This is a genomic window from Aeromonas sp. 95A (assembly GCF_051919235.1).
In the GTDB taxonomy this organism is placed as follows: domain Bacteria; phylum Pseudomonadota; class Gammaproteobacteria; order Enterobacterales; family Aeromonadaceae; genus Aeromonas; species Aeromonas veronii.
The window spans coordinates 4228154-4247302 of record NZ_JBQBFC010000001.1 but is presented as its reverse complement, the minus strand read 5'-3'; the positions used below and the strand labels follow the sequence as shown (position 1 = coordinate 4247302).

Annotated in this window: 17 protein-coding genes and 2 pseudogenes; 6 read left to right on the top strand and 13 right to left on the bottom strand. The window is 56.0% G+C overall.

All coding sequences use genetic code 11. The annotated features are described in order from the left end of the window. Window positions 1–5: 5 nt before the first annotated feature. The 9 genes from ACTG2U_RS19450 to ACTG2U_RS19410 all read right to left on the bottom strand — a co-directional run bounded on the left by ACTG2U_RS19450 (window position 6) and on the right by ACTG2U_RS19410 (window position 8762). On the bottom strand, window positions 6–323 hold the full coding sequence (locus ACTG2U_RS19450) for an STAS-like domain-containing protein (protein ID WP_368173618.1): 318 nt from the start codon (window positions 321–323) through the stop codon (window positions 6–8). 11 nt (window positions 324–334) lie between these two features. Next, window positions 335–1429, bottom strand: coding sequence for a hypothetical protein (locus ACTG2U_RS19445; protein ID WP_368173617.1), 1095 nt, complete (start codon window positions 1427–1429; stop codon window positions 335–337). Between the two features lie 19 nt (window positions 1430–1448). After that, window positions 1449–1952, bottom strand: coding sequence for a GNAT family N-acetyltransferase (locus tag ACTG2U_RS19440; protein ID WP_439974969.1), 504 nt, complete (start codon window positions 1950–1952; stop codon window positions 1449–1451). A 6-nt stretch (window positions 1953–1958) separates the two neighbouring features. Next, window positions 1959–3599, bottom strand: coding sequence for a GNAT family N-acetyltransferase (locus tag ACTG2U_RS19435; protein WP_439974968.1), 1641 nt, complete (start codon window positions 3597–3599; stop codon window positions 1959–1961). Next, complete coding sequence (locus ACTG2U_RS19430; RefSeq protein WP_439974967.1) at window positions 3599–4213, bottom strand: glutathione S-transferase family protein; 615 nt, start codon at window positions 4211–4213, stop codon at window positions 3599–3601. The genes ACTG2U_RS19435 and ACTG2U_RS19430 overlap by 1 nt, the downstream gene beginning before the upstream one ends. A 36-nt stretch (window positions 4214–4249) precedes the next feature. Continuing rightward, complete coding sequence (pdxH, locus tag ACTG2U_RS19425) at window positions 4250–4888, bottom strand: pyridoxamine 5'-phosphate oxidase (RefSeq protein WP_439974966.1); 639 nt, start codon at window positions 4886–4888, stop codon at window positions 4250–4252. Between the two features lie 171 nt (window positions 4889–5059). Next, entirely contained in the window at window positions 5060–5383 is a 324-nt protein-coding gene (locus ACTG2U_RS19420; protein ID WP_005344032.1) for a hypothetical protein, read from the bottom strand. Continuing rightward, complete coding sequence (locus ACTG2U_RS19415; RefSeq protein ID WP_335813170.1) at window positions 5380–7395, bottom strand: reprolysin-like metallopeptidase; 2016 nt, start codon at window positions 7393–7395, stop codon at window positions 5380–5382. Before ACTG2U_RS19415 ends, ACTG2U_RS19420 begins: the two co-directional genes overlap by 4 nt. A 224-nt stretch (window positions 7396–7619) precedes the next feature. Next, complete coding sequence (locus tag ACTG2U_RS19410) at window positions 7620–8762, bottom strand: IS4-like element ISAs18 family transposase (protein WP_041204923.1); 1143 nt, start codon at window positions 8760–8762, stop codon at window positions 7620–7622. Between the two features lie 445 nt (window positions 8763–9207). Between ACTG2U_RS19410 and ACTG2U_RS19405 the strand changes: the two genes are divergently transcribed. After that, window positions 9208–9489, top strand: a complete 282-nt coding sequence (locus ACTG2U_RS19405; protein ID WP_335813168.1) for a putative quinol monooxygenase — start codon at window positions 9208–9210, stop codon at window positions 9487–9489. Between the two features lie 137 nt (window positions 9490–9626). Then, on the top strand, window positions 9627–10100 hold the full coding sequence (locus tag ACTG2U_RS19400) for an N-acetyltransferase (RefSeq protein ID WP_439974965.1): 474 nt from the start codon (window positions 9627–9629) through the stop codon (window positions 10098–10100). Here ACTG2U_RS19400 and ACTG2U_RS19395 read toward each other — a convergent pair. Further along, window positions 10052–11194 carry an IS4-like element ISAs18 family transposase gene (locus tag ACTG2U_RS19395; RefSeq protein ID WP_041204923.1) on the bottom strand — a complete coding sequence of 381 codons (1143 nt, stop codon included), beginning with the start codon at window positions 11192–11194 and terminating at the stop codon, window positions 10052–10054. The genes ACTG2U_RS19400 and ACTG2U_RS19395 overlap by 49 nt on opposite strands. 190 nt (window positions 11195–11384) lie before the next feature. Next, window positions 11385–12527, bottom strand: a complete 1143-nt coding sequence (locus ACTG2U_RS19390) for an IS4-like element ISAs18 family transposase (protein ID WP_041204923.1) — start codon at window positions 12525–12527, stop codon at window positions 11385–11387. A gap of 158 nt (window positions 12528–12685) precedes the next feature. On the opposite strand from ACTG2U_RS19390, the gene ACTG2U_RS19385 reads away from it, so the two are divergent. Further along, on the top strand, window positions 12686–13111 hold the full coding sequence (locus tag ACTG2U_RS19385; RefSeq protein ID WP_335813166.1) for a hypothetical protein: 426 nt from the start codon (window positions 12686–12688) through the stop codon (window positions 13109–13111). Window positions 13112–13304: 193 nt separating this feature from the next. Then, window positions 13305–13553: a DUF3297 family protein gene (locus ACTG2U_RS19380; RefSeq protein ID WP_005338226.1), complete on the top strand. Its 249-nt coding sequence runs from the start codon at window positions 13305–13307 to the stop codon at window positions 13551–13553. A gap of 127 nt (window positions 13554–13680) precedes the next feature. On the opposite strand, the pseudogene ACTG2U_RS19375 reads toward ACTG2U_RS19380, so the two are convergent. Next, window positions 13681–14957 (bottom strand): annotated as a pseudogene (locus ACTG2U_RS19375) (NAD(P)/FAD-dependent oxidoreductase). 45 nt (window positions 14958–15002) lie between these two features. After that, on the bottom strand, window positions 15003–15605 hold the full coding sequence (gene puuR, locus ACTG2U_RS19370) for an HTH-type transcriptional regulator PuuR (protein ID WP_439974964.1): 603 nt from the start codon (window positions 15603–15605) through the stop codon (window positions 15003–15005). A gap of 416 nt (window positions 15606–16021) precedes the next feature. On the opposite strand from puuR, the gene ACTG2U_RS19365 reads away from it, so the two are divergent. Both ACTG2U_RS19365 and gabT read left to right on the top strand, forming a co-directional pair. Further along, window positions 16022–17485: an NAD-dependent succinate-semialdehyde dehydrogenase gene (locus ACTG2U_RS19365; RefSeq protein WP_439974963.1), complete on the top strand. Its 1464-nt coding sequence runs from the start codon at window positions 16022–16024 to the stop codon at window positions 17483–17485. A 124-nt stretch (window positions 17486–17609) separates the two neighbouring features. Beyond that, window positions 17610–18898 (top strand): annotated as a pseudogene (gabT, locus tag ACTG2U_RS19360) (4-aminobutyrate--2-oxoglutarate transaminase). The last annotated feature ends 251 nt before the right edge of the window (window positions 18899–19149 follow it).

Below are 19149 nucleotides of genomic sequence, written 5' to 3'. Positions count from 1 at the left end.
GATCATTATTTGTTCATTTTCACGGCATCTTCCACATACGACTTTATTTCCAATAAAATATCTGGATCATCGTTGGATATTGCTGATGAAATAATATTCATTACTACATCCTGTTTAATCCCAGAACGAATTAAACCACCAAAAACCTCTTCTAGAAATGATGAGCCATAACCGAAAACACCATCAAAATTCACGATAACATGATTATTATCTTTGATTGCAGGAATTAGCACATCATCTCTAAATTCTTCACCACTATAGGGGCCAAGTTTTCTATATCGAGCCCCAGGGAATTCACTAAAATCAATTATCTTTATTTCCACAGTAACATCCCTCAGCAGCTACTTGGTACTGACCACTCCACTATAGTACCACCAATTGATGAATCATTGTCATATGCAGTTGATAATCTATTACATTTTTTATTATAGTATCTGTAAGTGCCTCTGTTAGAGAAGATAACCATCTTTGCTCTGTCTGTTTTATCAACAAAAGTTCTAAGGTCCGTAGTTCCCTTCCCTCTATGAGACAACCCCGTTCGAGTCTCTTTTACCAAGGTTGACGCCTTAATATATTCACAATCACCATGTGAATCCGAATTTTGCTGTCCAATCAGTGCCCATATTTTATTTAGCAAAGAAGTTTGCTGGGTTAATTCAAGCGTATTCGGGATGCCATGCCCGACATCACAAATAATAACCACATACTCTTTATTTATATTACCAACAAATATCCACCATTTTTTTAAAATAAAAGGCTTATCCACCTTAATATCAGAGGAATAGGCGTGCTCAGCAGCATTAGATATCGCTTCTATACAGCTACGATAGAGAACAGACTGCGATATATTTTCATCATCGATATTTTTCAAAATGGAGCCAGCAATAGTTCCATCACTTTCTTTACTACTGGCAAAACGCCAACATTTCACACTGGGGTTATTAATGTCGGCAGAACATATTTTCTTTCCTATTAACTCATAAAAACCAACCTGACATAACACAGCATCAACCAAATTAATAGGCTTCTTTATTCCAGATGTAGGATTGCTATGTGGCCTGATCAATTTAAACTTAACACCATCATATCTTTTTATAATAACATCAACCTTTGCTATCAGTAATAGACATGCTGATGCTGTGATTGCTCTAGTATCTCGAAAATTAATTTTCAAGGACTTTTTTGACAACCTAACCCTCTGTGCCGCCTGTTCAATACTATAAATAAACCGGTTAAATTCTTTATGATTCCTAACTTTATAAAGGTCTATAACATGAGGAGCAAACACAACAATGTCACGACTGACCTTACCTTTTTTTAATCGCCTAACACCATACTTTTTCAAATTTTTTGAGCAAAGACGCCGTAAAAATCGCTTATGGCTAAGCTTGATATGGCGAAGACGTCCTTTAATAGAAAAGAAATGCATCTAAATTCAACCTTCCTCATTATTCTGGACACTCATCAAACAGGGGGTGATAGAGCACCTCACCCTGCGCCCCCGTAAAACCACTCTCCTGCAGTTCCATCGCCATAAAGCAGTCGGCAGGCACCTCATAGATGCAGTGCAGGCCAAACTCGCTAGCCGGGCGGAAACCGAAACGGCTGTAATAGGCCGGATCCCCAAGTACTACCACCCCTTTCCAGTCCATCTCAAGCGCCGTATCAAGCCCTTCACGGATGAGATCAGAGCCAATCCCTTGGCCTTGCCAGTCGGGATGAACCGCGACCGGCGCCAGACCGAGCCAGGGCCCTTCCATGCCGTTAATGGTGATCGGGCTTAGCATCAGGTGCCCCATGAACTCGTACTCTTCCTCTTCGACCATGGTCACTACGGCAGCGCCACATTCGCGCAGGCGGTTGACCAGTTCGGCCTCATCGGCACGACCGAAGGCAGCACTCAGCAGCTCATAAACCGGCAGCATGTCACCGGGGCGCTCGGTTCTCAACATCAGGTATTACTCCTCGTACAGCAGAGCAGGCATTATTCCACACAACGGCTGGTCATTCTGAGTACCTTTGTCCAAAAATGGGAGGGTGCACTCAGGAAAACGAGCTGCAAACTGCAGCTGCAAGGCGGTTAGCGTCGCCGGGGTGGCCCTGTTCATCGCCTCACGGTAGGCCAGCCAGAGGGCTGGAGCCTCCCGCGCCAAGCGCTCAAAGGTCAGTTCGGGTGTTTGATGCCAACAGCCATCCAGCTCATCGACCAGCTCCGGCAGCTCCACCAGCAGCCGTAACTGCTGATAGCGTATCTGCGAAGAGTCACCGTTGCCGCCCAGCACCTGCGCCATCAATTGGTTGAACCAGTGGAGCCGTGATACGCGCTCCTCGCGGCTGAGCAGATCGGGCCCCTGCCGCTGCAGCGCGGCCAGTTGCAGCAACCACGCCAGCCCCTGTTCATCCCTGTCTTTCAGCAAGACGCCGCCAAGATGGGACAACTGCTCCGGTTCGGCCTGCTCCAGCAGTTCGACGGGGTAACAGTGCAGCTCCAGCAACCTCTCAAGATGCGGCGGGCAGCGAATAGAGCAGGACTCCTCCCCCGCGCCCCTCTCATCCACAAAGAGCGAGATAGCCAGCTTGCCGTTAGTACTCTGCCGATTGCTCGTTGCGGGATCCCACAGGATCACCACGGCGATCCGCTCATCAGCAAGCCAGCAGGCAATCTCCTCGGGCAAGGGATTGGTTAAGGAGGGTGCGCGATCCAGTCGCCAGTAGCTCACCTCACACGGCTGGCGACCACTGATATGGCGCCGCCCGCGATAGTGCATGCCCACTTTTGCCATCACCCGGCCAGAGGCTAAATTGTCTGGCATATGGCGAGCCGTCAGCGCAGGCAGTTGCAGTTGGTCAAAGGCAAACTCCTTGACCAAGCCAGCGGCCCGAGTCGCCAGACCGCGATGCTGCCAGGGCACGCCAACCCACCAGGCCAGTTCGCCATTCCAGTGCAGGGAGATCACCCCAAGCAACGCCGCACCTTGCTCCTCTGGCAAGGTGATGGCCCAGCTCCAGCCAAGGCCAAGCGCTGCCTTGCGCCAGCTGAGCGCCAGCCAGTCGCGGGCCCCCTCCGGCGGATAGGGGTGAGGAATATTGAGGGTGTAGCGGGCCAGCGCCTCATCTCTGCAGTAGCGTACTATCTCGCGATCATCATCGGCCTGTAGTGGCCGCAACACGACACCTGATAGCGAATGCCCCTCAGCCAGGGTCGGCACCGTCACACGGCGCGCCAGCAGTCGATTGAGCACGGCGCCCAAATCGGCCTCGGGGGTGAGCGGCAGATCGGCCCCCACAGGGCCAAGGGTGAGCAGTCCCTGCTCCCTGGCGAGGGTCAATAGGGAAGTAGAGGCGCTGATCAGGATCTGGCGGCTGGGATCAACATGAAAATCCGCCAGCAGCTCCCCATCGAGCCAGGCGGCCAGCAGGGCTCCCGGGCAGAGCACCCCGTCTGGAGGGCTGCTCGCCCAGGGTGCATCGGTTTGATCGAGGGCGGCCGCCGCCTCTTTGCCCAGCAGCAGCTGCCAGCGATGACCTTGTTGCTGCCAGTGCGGCAACAGCGCAGCCCACTGCGGTTGCCACAGACTGGCCTCGATCAGCAATTCCATCAGCTGGCCTGACAGGCCGCTGGCAGCGTCAGATGCCGGGGATGGGCTTCGATACGGGCGATCCAGCTACGGATAGCGGGCCACCCCTGCAGGGAGAAGACCCCCTCCTCTGCCACGTGGGTGTAGGCATAAAGGGCGATATCGGCGATGGTCGGCGCATCACCGCACAGGTAGGGGCTCTGTTTCAGCTGCTGCTCCATTACCGCCAGCGCCTTCTCGCCACCGGCTTTCAGACCGTCGAGCCGCGCCTCCTGCGACTCGGGTCGGCCGAGATAGTGAACGATAAAACGGGCCACCGCGATGTAGGGCTCATGGCTGTACTGCTCAAAGAACATCCATTTGAGCACCTCGGCCTGCTGGCGCGGATCGGTTGGCCACAAGGTGCTACCTTGCGCCAGATAGAAGAGGATGGCGTTAGATTCCACCAGCATGTCGCCCTGGCCAATCTCCAGCACCGGGATCTTGCCGTTGGGGTTCATGGCCAGAAATGCGGGGGTACGGGTATCCCCCGCCTGAATATCCACCTCTACCCACTCAAGGGGCAGCTCCAGCCAGCGGGCCAGCAGCCAGACCTTGTAACAGTTGCCGGAACGCAGATCACCATACAGATGCATACACACTCCTTGTGAAAACAGAATTGAACAGCGCGATCAGGGAGCCAGACGCTCGATATGCCAGCCATCCCCATCGCGGGTGTAGTAGAAACGATCGTGCAGGCGATGCTCACCCCCCTGCCAGAATTCGACCGTGTCGATCCGCACCCGAAAACCGCCCCAGAAGCTCGGCAGCGGCACTTCGCCATTGGCAAACTTCTGCTTGAGCTCGAGGAACTTGGCCTCCAGCACGCCGCGGGCCGAGATGCGGGTCGACTGTTTGGAGACCCAGGCAGCGATCTGGCTATCCTTGGGACGGCTGTGGAAATACTTCATCACCTCGAAAGTGCTCATCTTCTCCACCCGACCGGTCACATGAACCTGACGGTCGAGCGTATGCCAGGGGAAGAGCAAACTGATACGGGGATTGCCTTCCAGCTGCTGCGCCTTGCGACTCCCCATGTTGGTGTAAAAGACCATCCCCTGGGCGTCGTAGTGCTTGAGCAGCACGGTGCGCTGCCAGGGCTGACCATCGGCATCCACCGTCGCCACCACCATGGCGGTGGGATCGGTCAGTTTGGCCTCACAGGCCTGCGCCAACCACTTCTCGAACATCGCCAGCGGCTCGGCCGGCAGATCGGCCCGGTGCAGCCCGCCACGGGAGTATTCACGGCGCAGATCAGCAACATCCATCATCTTGATTTTCCTTCTCTCTTTGCCGCCCATGCGGCCATGCGTGCTGGCATTGTGCGACGAGCACGCCATGGGTACAAGCCTTGTGACCAGCAAATGGCTGCTGCAAAAAAAGAGGGAGGCTCACGCCTCCCTCCTTGATATACCCTTCGCACGATCTTGGTACGCGCAGGCTTATTGCCTGCCAGCGACAGCAGGACAATGCGCCAGCATGCGCCGGTTGTAATCGGCCGCGTAGGCCGCCAGCTTGGCCTGGGCCTCTTCCTGTCCGGGCTTGATGACATCCCCCAGACCGTCGAGGTAGCGCACACCGCAGCGCGCCTTGGCCGAGGCCTGCTGCTCCGGCGCGATGCCGGGCGCCACCTCGCCGCGCCCGGCCCGCACGATCAACCGGTAATCCTGCTTTGCCAGGCTGGCGCTGACCGCCTGCTCCAGAGTATCGGCATCGGCCTGACAGCCGCCAAGCAGGGAAACCAGCATCAGCCAGCCAACCCTCATCCGCGCCTCCGTTGCCAACCCAGCAGTGCCAGCGCCAGAGTCCAGAGACCGAGGGCACCACCGCCGCCGCTACCGCCCGAGCTGCCGCCGCTTTGGACAACCGGCAGCTTGGAGGGACTGATCGCGAAGAAGATGTTGTCGCTGCAGGCCACCTTCAGGCGGGCAGAGCTGGCCAGATCCGCTGGCAGGATGACAGTGGCGGCGCCGCTGTTGGGCTGGCTGACCGCCAGACTGCTCCAGCTGGTTCCCTCGTTTTGGGTGATGAACAGGTCTACCTTGCTGCAGCTGATCGGCGCCAGTGTGGTGCCGGCCACATCCCAGCTGACAGCCAGGCTTGCCCCCGGCGTCAATGCCACCCCAATCGGGGCGGTCAACCGGAAGGCACTGCCAGTGTTGATCACCTGGACCTTCATATCGTCGCTGGCGACACCGCCCTTGCCGTCACGCACCGTCAATCGGAAATTGAGATCCCGGTTAGTGGTGGGCCATGCCTCGCCCTTGGCGAGCGAGCCCGAGAGCAGGGATGGCAAGCTCGGCAAAATCCGCTCCGGCGAGCCGGTCGGCGACACGAAGCGGAACAACGGACGGGAGCCGTCATCGATCATGTCAAGAGCACTGCTGGACGGGTCGCCCAGATCAATCTGCTCCCAAGTATAGGTAAGGGGATCCTTGTCCAAATCGGCGCCGGCCCCCTTGAGCACGAACGGCGTGTTGGCGGGAATGATATAGCTGGCTCCGGCCACCGCCTGGGGCGTGTTGTTGACGAGATTCAGGGTGGTGCCACAGGCCGGCACGGTCGCCATGTGCGCCCGCATCTGCTCGATAGATTTGCTGTGAAAATAGGGATCGCTGTGGGGCTGGATGTTCTCGTCCCCGCAGATCCCGGCATAGGCCATGATGGAAGTACCGCTGCCCGGCTCCCAGGCTTGTGCCGCCTCCCGGTTGCCACCGCCGCAACTGCCAGTGGTGCCGTTGAAGGTGTGGTCGGCACCAAACTGGTGGCCGATCTCGTGGGCCACATAGTCGATAAAGAAGGCATCCCCCACCGGCTTATCGGAGCCCGTCATCCCGGCCGACTTGTCCGCGGTGCACAGCACGCCGAGCCCGGCCAGGCCACCTCCTCCGGTATTGACCACATGCCCGATATCGAATGCGCCCAGCTCACCATTGGCAAAGGCTTCTCCCTGTACCAGGACGTTCTTGCTGGTGTCATCAGCCTCATAGATGCTGCTCACCCCGCTCACGTAGTCAGGGTTATCGCCGTTGTAGAAAGGGTCTGTTACCGGATCGGTAAAAATCACAGAATCGTTGCCGCTGGCTAGCTGAAACTCGGCCCCCACATCTCGCTGGTACACCTCATTGACCCGGTTGAGCAGGGTAGTAATGGCCGCCAGGGCCAGCACTTGGGAGCCGCCATGATATTGGGTGTACTCACCTGCGGCCGAGATAGCGATGGTGTAACGTTTGCGAACATTACCATCCACTTGCACCTTGCGAGCCAACGTTTTGGCGTCAGCCCCGATCACCTTGTCGGCGTCTTCTTCCAGTCGGCTGTAGGCATCCTGCTGGTAGTAAATTGCATACCCCTCGGCATTGCGCAGCGGATCGACAAACACCATCTTGCCCTGATGGCTGAACATGGCATGAAAACCTTGCGGCCCCAGATCGAAGCGTCCGGTATTGACTGGATGAGCCGGGTTGTACCCCTTGAAGGTGCGGATCTGAGGATACTTGGCTGCAAGGTCTGCGGGCAGTACATTGTAAGCTTCCAGTGCAAAGGTAACCTCCCCCCCATCAGGCAGTGGCAAGGTCAGCTTGCTGGCCCCCGCTTGCAACCCGGCAAAATAGTCGAGCGGCACCTTGGCGACCCGGAACTGATGAGCCCGTACCTCATAACCCTCGTCTGCTGTTGCTCTGGCGGCAACCGTGCTCCATTCGCTGGCCATCAGGCTGGTTGAGCCCAGCATGCTGGAAACCAGCAAGGCCACCCTAGAGTATTTCGTCACATGCATTGTTTTTAGTCCTTGTATTAATGCAATCGCCTGAATTGCGGCCTGTACTTTATTTTTATTCGGCCACATCAATACAAAGCTGAAGCAACCCTTTCCACCATTCCCGAGTGGGAGTGTTGCGCCAACCTCGCCCCCCTATCATTGCGCATTTTGGTCAATTTTAGAATACATCTCTTGACAAGAAAGCTATCTCTACCCTCAGAGATCCCCTCATTTTTAGAGACTCAAATAATTCCAAGTGTGCGGGTATATAAGCGGTGTTGCTTCAGGTAGTAGATAAATTTATCCATCAACAAGACCGCATTGGCTTCTTTCATTTTAGGTAACAACTGGTAATAGATGACCCCTTGCCGAAAGAACGAATAGGTTCGGCTCTTGCTGGTATTGACCTTGATCGTTCTCTCTAGACCGACACTGTCTCCAGCCTTACCCAGCAGCGTCAGCAAGACGATGGCCAGGGCACTGAATAAAAACAGTCGGTCGCGCCGGACCGGATTACTGATGTGCACATCTCCCATACCCATGCCGAATTTGTAATCTTTGATATCACGAAAACTGGTCTCGATACCCCAGCGCTGGCCGTATAGTTGCAACGCCTTGGCGGCGCTCAGGTCGGTCCGGTTACTGGCCAGAAACCACGCGTCTTTCATGCCACTCTTATGACAACAATAGACCCGTTCGACAGGCTGTCGCTGCCCAGTTAGCTCCACCGCTTTGAGGGTTCGGGTGCGCCCGGTCGGCGTTAGCCAGTCCCGAGCTGGAACCTGCTCTACACCAGGGTAACCAACCAAAACATTTCCTTTAAATCTAATGAGATAAGCAAAGCCTAGCTCTTGCTCCAGGCGTTCGAACAGCTCCATGTAACCAAAGCCGCGGTCAGCTACTACCGTCACGAAGATACCCTCTGGCAACGTCTGCTTGAGCTTGGTGAGCAGCTCTTTCTCATGGGCATTGCGTTGCCCTTTGAGCAACGATTTCCGATGGGTTTTCCACAGCAGCGGAGTACTGCGACCGTGGTTGGTTTGCAGGCTGATAACCAAGGTACTGTGATCATCGGCATCGAATTCGGTCCAGTCCATGGAGACTACGATCTCGGTACGTTCACCGACCACATAGGGCACCCAATCGTCAAAGAGGCTCCAGACATTGAGCTTGGTGTTAGTGAGCAGGCGATCCACCTGTTTAACCGCATGTTTACGTTCGAGACCGTTGGCCAAGGAGAGGCCACTACCGATGGCGTGGATGGCCAGTGAACCTGACTCGATAACCCCGAGGGTAGCATTGGCGAGGGAAAGAACACGCTTAGCATGCATGTCCTGTCCAAATATATCGTCGATGTGGTTGAGGATTAGTTCGTGGTTAAACATGGGGATAGTCTGTTGGGTATTAGCTGGTCAAGGATGGCGATCATACCTCAGAAGCCGCGCCACGCCTCGCTCATATGAGGGGATGGTTAAGATCTCTACCTTTTTATTTAAAATAGACAAATAAGTATTTTTATTGCTAAATCACATAACTGTTCATAGAACAAATAAACTTAGATACATAAACCACATGACTCTATTGCGAATGAATCACCATTTTTTATTAACCAGTGAAGTATAACTGAAATAAAAACCTGCATGTGAATACCATAGTTAGGTGATAAGAGCACTATCCATATTGAATATAAAGTGACTGACGACCCACAGAAATTGGTACAAATACTCTGTCGAGGTGAATGTGGTCTCCACCTTGAATACTGAAGTAAATCGCACAGAAAGTATAAGCCACAAGCAGTAAAAACCATTAATATGAATTAAGGGATATAATGTGGGCAAAGTGATTTTACAGGGATTTATTATTGTGCCTCTCTCCGAGCTTGCGATAGTCAAGAGCGAGCTTGATGCCCATATCCGTTTAACTCGTGCGGAAAAAGACTGCCTGATCTTTGAGGTGACTCAAGACCCTCTCAATCCCTGCAGATTCGATGTCTATGAAGAGTTTGCTGAGCAGGCGGCTTTTCAAGCGCACCAAGCCAGAGTCAAATCCTCCCGCTGGGGGAAAATAACCGTCAATGTCGAGCGACACTATACGGTAACAGGGATTGCATAAATCACAGCCTTGCCATTTTGGCCAAGGTGGCGAACCGGGAGTGGTGCAGAACTCTCCCCCCTCTCGCTACCACGAATGCCGATTACGCTGCGCTGATCGAGCCTGCGTTACTTCCACCCTTTGTTATTAAGACCACTATGATCCGCCCATTATTAACAACCGATCTGGATGCCGCCGTCGAGCTCTGGTATCAGGCATCGGTACAAGCCCACGACTTTATTCCCGCCGCCTTTTGGCATGAGCAACGGGCAGCGATGCGGGACATCTATCTGCCCGCCAGCAAGAGCTGGGGTTATGAGGAGGATGGACAGCTACTGGGCTTTATCTCTTGGTATCAAGGGTCTATTGCCGCCCTGTTTATCTCCCCAACTCACCAATCACACGGGCTGGGTCGCCAACTGCTCGAACACCTCAAAGCCCAATATGATCGACTCGAGTTGACGGTCTACGCCGAAAATGAGCAGGCGCGGCGCTTCTATTCCCGCAACGGTTTCAAAGAGGGTGAGCAGCAGTTGTGCGAGCATAGCGGCCACCCCTCAGAGATCCCCTCATTTTTAGAGACTCAAATAATTCCAAGTGTGCGGGTATATAAGCGGTGTTGCTTCAGGTAGTAGATAAATTTATCCATCAACAAGACCGCATTGGCTTCTTTCATTTTAGGTAACAACTGGTAATAGATGACCCCTTGCCGAAAGAACGAATAGGTTCGGCTCTTGCTGGTATTGACCTTGATCGTTCTCTCTAGACCGACACTGTCTCCAGCCTTACCCAGCAGCGTCAGCAAGACGATGGCCAGGGCACTGAATAAAAACAGTCGGTCGCGCCGGACCGGATTACTGATGTGCACATCTCCCATACCCATGCCGAATTTGTAATCTTTGATATCACGAAAACTGGTCTCGATACCCCAGCGCTGGCCGTATAGTTGCAACGCCTTGGCGGCGCTCAGGTCGGTCCGGTTACTGGCCAGAAACCACGCGTCTTTCATGCCACTCTTATGACAACAATAGACCCGTTCGACAGGCTGTCGCTGCCCAGTTAGCTCCACCGCTTTGAGGGTTCGGGTGCGCCCGGTCGGCGTTAGCCAGTCCCGAGCTGGAACCTGCTCTACACCAGGGTAACCAACCAAAACATTTCCTTTAAATCTAATGAGATAAGCAAAGCCTAGCTCTTGCTCCAGGCGTTCGAACAGCTCCATGTAACCAAAGCCGCGGTCAGCTACTACCGTCACGAAGATACCCTCTGGCAACGTCTGCTTGAGCTTGGTGAGCAGCTCTTTCTCATGGGCATTGCGTTGCCCTTTGAGCAACGATTTCCGATGGGTTTTCCACAGCAGCGGAGTACTGCGACCGTGGTTGGTTTGCAGGCTGATAACCAAGGTACTGTGATCATCGGCATCGAATTCGGTCCAGTCCATGGAGACTACGATCTCGGTACGTTCACCGACCACATAGGGCACCCAATCGTCAAAGAGGCTCCAGACATTGAGCTTGGTGTTAGTGAGCAGGCGATCCACCTGTTTAACCGCATGTTTACGTTCGAGACCGTTGGCCAAGGAGAGGCCACTACCGATGGCGTGGATGGCCAGTGAACCTGACTCGATAACCCCGAGGGTAGCATTGGCGAGGGAAAGAACACGCTTAGCATGCATGTCCTGTCCAAATATATCGTCGATGTGGTTGAGGATTAGTTCGTGGTTAAACATGGGGATAGTCTGTTGGGTATTAGCTGGTCAAGGATGGCGATCATACCTCAGAAGCCGCGCCACGCCTCGCTCATATGAGGGGATGGTTAAGCGGCCACCCCGAGCTGGTGATGCATTGGCAGAAGACTCACAAATAACATCATCAAAAGATGCGCCTTCGCCCCTCAGAGATCCCCTCATTTTTAGAGACTCAAATAATTCCAAGTGTGCGGGTATATAAGCGGTGTTGCTTCAGGTAGTAGATAAATTTATCCATCAACAAGACCGCATTGGCTTCTTTCATTTTAGGTAACAACTGGTAATAGATGACCCCTTGCCGAAAGAACGAATAGGTTCGGCTCTTGCTGGTATTGACCTTGATCGTTCTCTCTAGACCGACACTGTCTCCAGCCTTACCCAGCAGCGTCAGCAAGACGATGGCCAGGGCACTGAATAAAAACAGTCGGTCGCGCCGGACCGGATTACTGATGTGCACATCTCCCATACCCATGCCGAATTTGTAATCTTTGATATCACGAAAACTGGTCTCGATACCCCAGCGCTGGCCGTATAGTTGCAACGCCTTGGCGGCGCTCAGGTCGGTCCGGTTACTGGCCAGAAACCACGCGTCTTTCATGCCACTCTTATGACAACAATAGACCCGTTCGACAGGCTGTCGCTGCCCAGTTAGCTCCACCGCTTTGAGGGTTCGGGTGCGCCCGGTCGGCGTTAGCCAGTCCCGAGCTGGAACCTGCTCTACACCAGGGTAACCAACCAAAACATTTCCTTTAAATCTAATGAGATAAGCAAAGCCTAGCTCTTGCTCCAGGCGTTCGAACAGCTCCATGTAACCAAAGCCGCGGTCAGCTACTACCGTCACGAAGATACCCTCTGGCAACGTCTGCTTGAGCTTGGTGAGCAGCTCTTTCTCATGGGCATTGCGTTGCCCTTTGAGCAACGATTTCCGATGGGTTTTCCACAGCAGCGGAGTACTGCGACCGTGGTTGGTTTGCAGGCTGATAACCAAGGTACTGTGATCATCGGCATCGAATTCGGTCCAGTCCATGGAGACTACGATCTCGGTACGTTCACCGACCACATAGGGCACCCAATCGTCAAAGAGGCTCCAGACATTGAGCTTGGTGTTAGTGAGCAGGCGATCCACCTGTTTAACCGCATGTTTACGTTCGAGACCGTTGGCCAAGGAGAGGCCACTACCGATGGCGTGGATGGCCAGTGAACCTGACTCGATAACCCCGAGGGTAGCATTGGCGAGGGAAAGAACACGCTTAGCATGCATGTCCTGTCCAAATATATCGTCGATGTGGTTGAGGATTAGTTCGTGGTTAAACATGGGGATAGTCTGTTGGGTATTAGCTGGTCAAGGATGGCGATCATACCTCAGAAGCCGCGCCACGCCTCGCTCATATGAGGGGATGGTTAAGCCTTCGCCCACTACTTTAATTTAATTAACCAGTTTCATTAACATATTTACACCTCAAGGAAAGTAACATGATAAATAAAATGTTTTTTCTAGTATCAATGGCTTTCAGCGCTAACAGCTATGCCAATCAACATAAAATAATTGGCGTATGGGAATTTAAAATGCCTGATTCAAACTGTTTTGAAGTTCGTGATTTTCGAAATGGTGGTGTTCTATTTAGTCATGCGGCTGATCAGCAGCTAGAATCAAAATATATTGTTTATGAAAAGCCATCATCTGCTGGGTTTTATAAGATGGAAGAGCATATTTTAAAAGATAATGGTGGGCATGACTGTTTAGATATGCCTATGCCAGACCTTAACGATTACGTTTTTTATCTTAAATTTTCTGCATCAGGTAATGAACTCTTAATGTGTTTGGAAGAGAAGTATGAAGCCTGTCTTGGTCCTTATGTCAGAAGGTCACAGGAAGATACGTCTAGCGATAAAAATTAGTCTACTCATGCATTCTAACATCTATCCCTCATTGTATTCTCTTGTTTACCGATGAAACGTCGTTTAGAACAACCTGGCAGAATAGGATCCCCAAAACAATGGCAGATAAAACCTGCCTGTTTTATGGCCGCCTTGAATGCCATGGCGGCATTCTCTACAATGACCCACTTTTTATTCATTTCGGGTTATATCGATGAGCGATACCAGCACCAAACCGGCTCTGCCGGATCACCTCTCCTGCAATCCCCGCAGCCCTCACTATGTGGCCGCCTGCTTCGAGCACCCGATCGGTATTCGCCTGAACGGTAAAGAGCGCACCGATGTCGAGGAGTACTGCATCAGCGAAGGTTGGGTGAAGATCCCCTCCCCCAAGGCGCTGGATCGCCGTGGTCAGCCCATCCTGATCAAACTCAAGGGCACCGTTGAAGCCTTCTACAGCTAATCAGCGCGCTGCAGTTTGATAAACAACAAGGCCACCCTCGCGGTGGCCTTGTTGTTTCCGGTATTGATGCTGGCATCTGCGCTATCTAAGCGGCCCCCACCAGTACACATTTCTCGCAGAGCAGCTCTTATACCCCCAACCGGTCGCGCAAGGTGTACCAGGCGGCGCCCGCGGCGGTAAAGGGTATACGGAACAGGCGACCACCCGGGAAGGGGTAGTGCGGCAGTTTGGCAAAGGCATCGAAGCGCTCCGCCTGACCGCTCAGCACCTCGGAGAGCAGCTTGCCCGCCAGATGGGTACAGGTGACACCATGGCCGCTGTAGCCCTGCATGTAGTAAATGTTGGGGCCGATGCGACCAAACTGCGGCAGCCGCGACAGGGTGAGCAGGAAGTTGCCGGTCCAGGTGTACTCCACCTTGACCCCCGCCAGTTGCGGGAAGGTCTTGAGCATCTTGGGGATGATCAGCCGCTCGATATCCGCCGGATCCCGCGCCCCATAGACCACTCCGCCGCCATAGAGCAGCCGGTGATCGCCGGAGGTGCGGTAGTAGTCGAGCAGGTAGTTGCAATCCTCCAGACAGTAGTTCTGTGGCAGCAGTGAACGGGCCCGCTCCTCTCCCAGCACTTCGGTGGCGATCACCTGGGTGCCGCAAGGCATGCTCTTGCTGGCCAGTTCCGGCACCAGATTGCCGAGGTAAGCGTTGCCCGCCACCACCACAAAGCGCGCCTTCACCGCCCCCTTGGCGGTCTTGACCAGCGCCGGCTGGCCCGGTGTGATGCTGGTGACGGCGGATTGTTCGAAGATCTGCCCCCCTGGATGCGGATGGCTTCCGCCTCCCCCAACGCCAGATTGAGGGGGTGGATATGGCCGCCGCTCTTGTCGAGCAGGGCGCCGACATAGCGATCGCTCGCCACCACCTCGCGCACCCCCTTGGCATCGAGCAGCTCCAGCTGGTCGTTGCCCCACTTCTGCCAGCGGGCGTATTGGGATTTGAGCTCGTGCAGCTGCTTCTCGGTCTCGGCGGCAAAGACGCCCCCCTCCTGCAGATCGCACTGGATGTTGTAGCGCTTGATCCGCTCGCGGATGATCTGTCCCCCCTCAAACAACATGGAACCGAGCAGCCTGGCCTGATCCGGCGGGCAGTTCGCTTCTATGGTGTCAATGTCGCGGCTGTAGGAGTTGACGATCTGGCCGCCGTTGCGGCCGCTGGCGCCAAAGCCGACTCGTGCGGCCTCCAGCACCACCACCTTGTAGCCCTTCTCTACCAGATGCAGGGCGCTGGAGAGGCCGGTATAACCCGCCCCGATGACGCAGACATCGCACTCCAACTGCTCGGTCAATGTCGGATAGGGCGCGTGTTTATTGGCGCTGGCTGCGTAGTAACTGTTTACATGTTCGGTCATGATCCCTGTTTCCTTACCGGTTCGGTTGCCAAACTACTGTCAGGATTAAAAGCTCGCCGGGGTGTGGGCGCTGACGATGCGACAGGTCTGCCCCGACGGATTGCTGAAGCTGTGGGGCTCGCCGGTGTCGATCACATAGCTGTCGCCCGCCTCCAGCGGATAACTCTGGCCCGCCACCGTCAGGATCACCGACCCCTCCAGCACAGTGCCAACCTCCTCCCCCTGATGAGTCACCTGACCGCCGGTGTCGGTGCCGGGGGGATAGGTCTCCAGCATAAAGCCGAGCTGGCGGCGGTTGTTGCCGTTGTGTACCAGCTTGAGGGAGACCCCCTGACTGCCCAGCTCGATAAGCTGATCCGCCTTGATCACCACCTCCGGAGTGCGGCTCTCCTCCTCGGCGAAGAAGCGCGACAGCGGCAGGCCGTAGATGGTGAGCAGCTTTTGCAGGGAGGCCACAGAGGGGCTCACCTTGTCCTGCTCGATCATGCAGATGGCACCATGGGTCAGGCCGCTCAGCTCGGCCGCCCGCCGCTGGGAGAGCCCCAGCTGATGGCGCACCGCCGCCAGCCGTTCCCCCATGGTGCGCGCCCCGGCGTCAGCCCCACTCAACGGCCGAGCCACGCTCTCCCGGCTCTGTGGCCCGCTCACCGCAAGCCTCCTCTTGCTGCGCTATCTCTGCATCCTTGCATCATCAGCCTCTCCTGCTTGCGCGTGATCGCATCGGATCAGGCGCGGCCTGTTTACCCTGCTGGTTAAAATAGCCGACCAGCTTTCCCTTGCCGTTCACTATGTTACACAGCACAGCCGTTCATTATTTTGCACACCCGATTTACCATCCCCCGGTCGTTTGCCCACTTGCAGCCAGCAAGCGAACGGGGGGAAACGTGCTATACAGCCCATTTTCTAGCATGGCGCCCCCCAGCAATTCAAATATATTTAACACTTGAAAAACATTTCAGCTCAAATTATGGTCTTTCTGTGCTTATTATTTTATACGGCAGCGGCGCAGGAAGGGTCGGCTCACTCCGGCAACCAGCTGCTCTGACCCACACTCGAGGCTTCTCATGTCAGGAACAACATCCCACTCCAGCTTGATCACATCCCGCGCCTATATAGATGGACAGTGGTGCGAGGCCGCCAGCGGCCGCACCTTCGAGGTCACCAACCCCGCCAGCGGGGCCGTGATTACCCAGGTGCCCGACATGGATGCCGAGGATACCCGCCGCGCCATCGCGGCCGCCCACGCGGCGCAACCCGCCTGGGCGGCGCTGACCGCCAAGGAGCGCAGCAACAAGCTCTACGCCTGGTTTGCCGCCATCACCGCCCACAGCGACGAGCTGGCCCGCATCATGACCTGCGAGCAGGGCAAGCCGCTGGCGGAAGCCAAGGGGGAAGTGGCCTATGGCGCCAGCTTTATCCAGTGGTTCGCCGAGGAGGGCAAGCGCGCCTATGGCCGCACCATCCCGGGCTTTAGCGGCGATCGCCGGTTGGCAACCATCAAGCAGCCGGTGGGCGTGGTCGCCGCCATCACTCCGTGGAATTTCCCCATTGCCATGATCACCCGCAAGGCGGGCCCGGCGCTGGCCGCGGGTTGCACCATCGTCATCAAGCCCGCCGCCGAGACCCCGCTCTGCGCGCTGGCACTGGCCGCCCTGGCCGAGCAGGCGGGGATCCCCGCCGGGGTCATCAATATCGTCACCAGCCATCAGGCGAGCGCGGTGGGCAACGAGCTGTGCAGCAATCCGGTGGTGCGCAAGCTCTCCTTCACCGGCTCTACCCACATCGGCAAGCTGCTGATGCGCCAGTGCGCCGACACCATGAAAAAGCTGTCGCTGGAGCTGGGTGGCAACGCCCCCTTTATCGTCTTTGACGACGCCGACCTCGATGCTGCCGTGGCCGGGGCGCTCGCCTCCAAATACCGCAACGCCGGGCAGACCTGCGTCTGCGCCAACCGGATTCTGGTGCAGGCCAGCGTCTATGACGCCTTCGCCGAGAAGCTGACTGCCGCCGTCAAGGCCTTCAAGGTGGGGGATGGCATGGCGGAGGGCACCCAGATCGGCCCGCTCATCAACCCCGCCGCCGCCAGCAAGGTGGCCGAGCTGGTGCAGCAATCGGTCGCCGCCGGTGCCGAAGTGCTGCTGGGGGGCGAAGCTCACCCCGCCGGCCCCCTTTTTTACCGCCCCACCATTCTGGGCAAGGTGGATAAAACCAACCCCATCCTGCAGGAGGAGATCTTCGGCCCGGTCGCCCCGCTGGTGCGCTTCGAGACGGAAGCCGAAGCCATCGCCATTGCCAACGACACCCCTTATGGCCTGGCCGCCTACTTCTATGGCCGCGACATCGCCCGGGTGTGGCGCGTCGCCGAGCAGCTGGAATACGGCATGGTCGGCATCAACGAGGGGATCATCTCAACCGAATTGGCCCCCTTTGGCGGAATCAAGGAGTCGGGGCTGGGCCGGGAAGGGGCCGCCGAGGGGCTGGAGGAGTATCTCGAGACCAAATACCTCTGCTTTGGCGCCATTCGCTAGGGCTGCAACAGAGAGACAAGGCGCCGCCGATCTGGCCCGATGGGCTGATCGGTGGTGATGGGCGCCAAAACGCCTGCCACATTTTCAGGGAATATCGGGGGCTGCGGCCCCTCAGGGAGGAAAGATGAGTCAGTCAGAATCAAACAAGGCGTGGCAAGCGCGCCGCGAAGCGGCCGTGGTCAACGGCGTTGGCACCCTGCTGCCGGTCTTTATCGACCGGGCGAAAAATGCCGAGCTGTGGGATGTGGAGGGCAACCGCTACATCGACTTTGCCTCCGGCATCGCCGTGCTCAACACCGGCCACAACCACCCTAAAGTGGTGGCGGCAGTTCGTGAACAGCTGGAAAAATTCAGCCACACCTGCTTTCAGGTCACTCCCTACCCGGGCTATATCGAGCTTGCCGAAAAGCTCAACGCCTTGGTGCCCGGCCCGACCCCGAAGCGCACCCTGTTTCTCTCCACCGGCGCCGAGGCGGTCGAGAACGCCATCAAGATTGCCCGTGCCCACACCGGCCGCAGCGGCACCATCGCCTTCAAAGGGGGCTTTCACGGCCGCACCATGATGGGGATGGCGCTCACCGGCAAGGTAGTGCCCTACAAGACCGGCTTTGGCCCCTTCCCGGGCGAGGTCTACCACATCCCCTTCCCCGCCGATTATCTCGGGGTGAGTGAAGAGGATGCCCTGCACGCCCTCGAGCTCTGCTTCAGCGCCGACATCGAACCCTCCCGCGTTGCCGCCATCATCATCGAGCCGGTACAGGGCGAAGGGGGCTTCTATCCCGCCTCCCCGAGCTTTATGCAGAAGCTGCGCAGCGTCTGCGACCAGCACGGCATTCTGCTCATCTGCGACGAGATCCAGAGCGGTTTCTGCCGCACCGGCAAGACCTTCGCCACCGAGTATGCCGGCATCGAGCCGGACATCATGACGTTGGCCAAGAGTCTGGCGGGTGGCTTCCCCCTGTCAGCCGTGGTGGGCAAGGCGGAGATCATGAACTCGGCCAAGCCGGGGGGCCTGGGTGGCACCTATGCGGGATCCCCCATCGCCTGCGCCGCTGCGCTGGCGGTCTTGCAGGTGATCGACGAGGAGAAACTCAACCAGAAAGCGCTGGATCAGGGGGAGCAGATCAAGGCGGGGCTGGAACGCATAGCCGAGCGTTTTGACTGCATAGGTCAAATTCGCGGCCCCGGTGCCATGGTGGCCATGGAGCTGGTGAAACGGCGTGATGCCCGCCAACCCGATCCCGACCTCACCAAGCGACTGGTGGCCGAGGCGGGCAAACGCGGTCTGGTCCTGCTCTCATGCGGGGTGCGCGCAAATGTCATACGTTTCTCGCCCCCCTGACAGCCCCTGCGGCAGTGATTGACGAGGGGTTGCAACTCCTTGAAAAATCACTGGAGGCCGTGCTGGCCTGACCAGCAGGAAAGTGACCACTCACCTGTGCAAATAAATGCAATTTTGCCCCCTTTTTTTCTTGTCAAGGGGGCCCTGCAAATGCACAATGCGCCGCCACTGAAAGAACCGATGTAAAACAATGGCATCGGTTCTTTTTTAGACAGTGAACAAACCCATAAACGAGGCCGGATCACCCCCGGAAAAGATAGCGAGATTGGCAGCAGTCTCCCGACACCAAGTCTAGTGAGGAACAACATGGGGCATCTCAATG

Bases quoted from the DNA above. Each gene is read 5' to 3' on its own strand.
- ACTG2U_RS19445 (WP_368173617.1), bottom strand. From the start codon at position 1,429: ATGCATTTCTTTTCTATTAAAGGACGTCTTCGCCATATCAAGCTTAGC.
- ACTG2U_RS19440 (WP_439974969.1), bottom strand. From the start codon at position 1,952: ATGTTGAGAACCGAGCGCCCCGGTGACATGCTGCCGGTTTATGAGCTG.
- ACTG2U_RS19435 (WP_439974968.1), bottom strand. From the start codon at position 3,599: ATGGAATTGCTGATCGAGGCCAGTCTGTGGCAACCGCAGTGGGCTGCG.
- ACTG2U_RS19430 (WP_439974967.1), bottom strand. From the start codon at position 4,213: ATGCATCTGTATGGTGATCTGCGTTCCGGCAACTGTTACAAGGTCTGG.
- pdxH (WP_439974966.1), bottom strand. From the start codon at position 4,888: ATGATGGATGTTGCTGATCTGCGCCGTGAATACTCCCGTGGCGGGCTG.
- ACTG2U_RS19420 (WP_005344032.1), bottom strand. From the start codon at position 5,383: ATGAGGGTTGGCTGGCTGATGCTGGTTTCCCTGCTTGGCGGCTGTCAG.
- ACTG2U_RS19415 (WP_335813170.1), bottom strand. From the start codon at position 7,395: ATGCATGTGACGAAATACTCTAGGGTGGCCTTGCTGGTTTCCAGCATG.
- ACTG2U_RS19410 (WP_041204923.1), bottom strand. From the start codon at position 8,762: ATGTTTAACCACGAACTAATCCTCAACCACATCGACGATATATTTGGA.
- ACTG2U_RS19400 (WP_439974965.1), top strand. From the start codon at position 9,627: ATGATCCGCCCATTATTAACAACCGATCTGGATGCCGCCGTCGAGCTC.
- ACTG2U_RS19395 (WP_041204923.1), bottom strand. From the start codon at position 11,194: ATGTTTAACCACGAACTAATCCTCAACCACATCGACGATATATTTGGA.
- ACTG2U_RS19390 (WP_041204923.1), bottom strand. From the start codon at position 12,527: ATGTTTAACCACGAACTAATCCTCAACCACATCGACGATATATTTGGA.
- ACTG2U_RS19385 (WP_335813166.1), top strand. From the start codon at position 12,686: ATGATAAATAAAATGTTTTTTCTAGTATCAATGGCTTTCAGCGCTAAC.
- ACTG2U_RS19380 (WP_005338226.1), top strand. From the start codon at position 13,305: ATGAGCGATACCAGCACCAAACCGGCTCTGCCGGATCACCTCTCCTGC.
- ACTG2U_RS19365 (WP_439974963.1), top strand. From the start codon at position 16,022: ATGTCAGGAACAACATCCCACTCCAGCTTGATCACATCCCGCGCCTAT.